The organism is Aliivibrio sp. SR45-2 (genome assembly GCF_963890165.1).
Lineage (GTDB): Bacteria > Pseudomonadota > Gammaproteobacteria > Enterobacterales > Vibrionaceae > Aliivibrio > Aliivibrio salmonicida.
Genome location: NZ_CAWPRC010000017.1, coordinates 1 through 2,997, shown reverse-complemented (window position 1 = coordinate 2,997; position 2,997 = coordinate 1). Strand labels below are relative to the sequence as shown.

Here is a 2,997-nt window from a genome sequence, read left to right as displayed (position 1 = left end):
CCATACGAAACCTCTTGGGGTTGTATGGTTAAGTGACTAAGCGTACACGGTGGATGCCTTGGCAGTCAGAGGCGATGAAAGACGTATTAACTTGCGATAAGCCCAGATTAGGTAGTAAAAACCTTTTGAGTCTGGGATTTCTGAATGGGGAAACCCACTAGCATAAGCTAGTATCGCTGCGTGAATACATAGCGCAGCGAAGCAAACCGGGAGAACTGAAACATCTAAGTACCCCGAGGAAGAGAAATCAACCGAGATCCCGAAAGTAGCGGCGAGCGAAATTGGGTTAGCCCTTAAGTTGTTAATGAGACAGGTGAAGCCTCTGGAAAGTGGCGCGATACAAGGTGATAGCCCTGTAACCGACATCTCATCATCAGTGAAAACGAGTAAGGCGGGACACGTGATATCCTGTCTGAATATGGGGGGACCATCCTCCAAGGCTAAATACTACTGACTGACCGATAGTGAACCAGTACCGTGAGGGAAAGGCGAAAAGAACCCCTGTGAGGGGAGTGAAATAGAACCTGAAACCGTGTACGTACAAGCAGTAGGAGCATACTTGTTATGTGACTGCGTACCTTTTGTATAATGGGTCAGCGACTTATATTCAGTGGCAAGGTTAACCGTTTAGGGGAGCCGTAGGGAAACCGAGTCTTAACTGGGCGTTCAGTCTCTGGATATAGACCCGAAACCAAGTGATCTAGCCATGGGCAGGTTGAAGGTTGAGTAACATCAACTGGAGGACCGAACCGACTAATGTTGAAAAATTAGCGGATGACTTGTGGCTAGGGGTGAAAGGCCAATCAAACTTGGAGATAGCTGGTTCTCCCCGAAATCTATTTAGGTAGAGCCTCGGACGAATACTACTGGGGGTAGAGCACTGTTAAGGCTAGGGGGTCATCCCGACTTACCAACCCTTTGCAAACTCCGAATACCAGTAAGTACTATCCGGGAGACACACGGCGGGTGCTAACGTCCGTCGTGGAGAGGGAAACAACCCAGACCGCCAGCTAAGGTCCCAAAGTTATAGCTAAGTGGGAAACGATGTGGGAAGGCTCAGACAGCCAGGATGTTGGCTTAGAAGCAGCCATCATTTAAAGAAAGCGTAATAGCTCACTGGTCGAGTCGGCCTGCGCGGAAGATGTAACGGGGCTAAGCTATACACCGAAGCTGCGGCAATGCAATTTATTGTGTTGGGTAGGGGAGCGTTCTGTAAGCCGTTGAAGGTGTGCTGTAAGGCATGCTGGAGGTATCAGAAGTGCGAATGCTGACATGAGTAACGATAAAGGGGGTGAAAAACCCCCTCGCCGGAAGACCAAGGGTTCCTGTCCAACGTTAATCGGGGCAGGGTAAGTCGACCCCTAAGGCGAGGCTGAAAAGCGTAGTCGATGGGAAACGGGTTAATATTCCCGTACTTCTTATAATTGCGATGGGGGGACGGAGAAGGCTAGGTAGGCTTGGCGACGGTCGTCCAAGTTCAAGTGCGTAGGCTAAGAGTTTAGGTAAATCCGGACTCTTGTTAGGCTGAGACACGATGTCGAGCATCTACGGATGTGAAGCTATTGATGCCATGCTTCCAGGAAAAGCCTCTAAGCTTCAGGTTATAAGAAATCGTACCCCAAACCGACACAGGTGGTCGAGTAGAGAATACTAAGGCGCTTGAGAGAACTCGGGTGAAGGAACTAGGCAAAATGGTACCGTAACTTCGGGAGAAGGTACGCTCCTAGCGGTGATGAGACTTGCTCTCTAAGCTGCCGGGAGTCGCAGATACCAGGTGGCTGCAACTGTTTATTAAAAACATAGCACTGTGCTAAATCGTAAGATGACGTATACGGTGTGACGCCTGCCCGGTGCTTGAAGGTTAATTGATGGGGTTAGACTTCGGTCGAAGCTCTTGATCGAAGCCCAAGTAAACGGCGGCCGTAACTATAACGGTCCTAAGGTAGCGAAATTCCTTGTCGGGTAAGTTCCGACCTGCACGAATGGCGTAATGATGGCCACGCTGTCTCCACCCGAGACTCAGTGAAATTGAAATCGCTGTGAAGATGCAGTGTACCCGCGGCTAGACGGAAAGACCCCGTGAACCTTTACTACAGCTTGGCACTGAACATTGACCCTACATGTGTAGGATAGGTGGGAGCCTTTGAAGCAAGTACGCTAGTATTTGTGGAGGCAATCTTGAAATACCACCCTTGTATGCTTGATGTTCTAACGTTGGCCCCTTATCGGGGTTGCGGACAGTGCCTGGTGGGTAGTTTGACTGGGGCGGTCTCCTCCCAAAGAGTAACGGAGGAGCACGAAGGTGGGCTAAACACGGTTGGACATCGTGTGGTTAGTGCAATGGCATAAGCCCGCTTGACTGCGAGAATGACAATTCGAGCAGGTGCGAAAGCAGGTCATAGTGATCCGGTGGTTCTGAATGGAAGGGCCATCGCTCAACGGATAAAAGGTACTCCGGGGATAACAGGCTGATACCGCCCAAGAGTTCATATCGACGGCGGTGTTTGGCACCTCGATGTCGGCTCATCACATCCTGGGGCTGAAGTCGGTCCCAAGGGTATGGCTGTTCGCCATTTAAAGTGGTACGCGAGCTGGGTTTAGAACGTCGTGAGACAGTTCGGTCCCTATCTGCCGTGGGCGTTGGATGATTGAAAGGGGCTGCTCCTAGTACGAGAGGACCGGAGTGGACGAACCTCTGGTGTTCGGGTTGTTACGCCAGTAGCATTGCCCGGTAGCTAAGTTCGGGATCGATAAACGCTGAAAGCATCTAAGCGTGAAGCGAGCCTTGAGATGAGTCATCCCTGATACTTTAAGTATCCTAAAGGGTTGTTGAAGACTACGACGTTGATAGGCAGGGTGTGTAAGTGCTGCGAGGCATTGAGCTAACCTGTACTAATTGCCCGTGAGGCTTAACCATACAACACCCAAGGGGTTTTGAACGGATTTAAGATAGCAAGAAACAGATTGAATGTGATTAAGAACACAATACAGCTTTCC

At 50.2% G+C, this 2,997-nt stretch carries 1 rRNA gene; it reads left to right on the top strand.

The window, feature by feature from the left end:
* The first annotated feature begins 26 nt into the window (after positions 1-26).
* Positions 27-2,917 (top strand): 23S ribosomal RNA (locus tag AACV33_RS00790).
* The last annotated feature ends 80 nt before the right edge of the window (positions 2,918-2,997 follow it).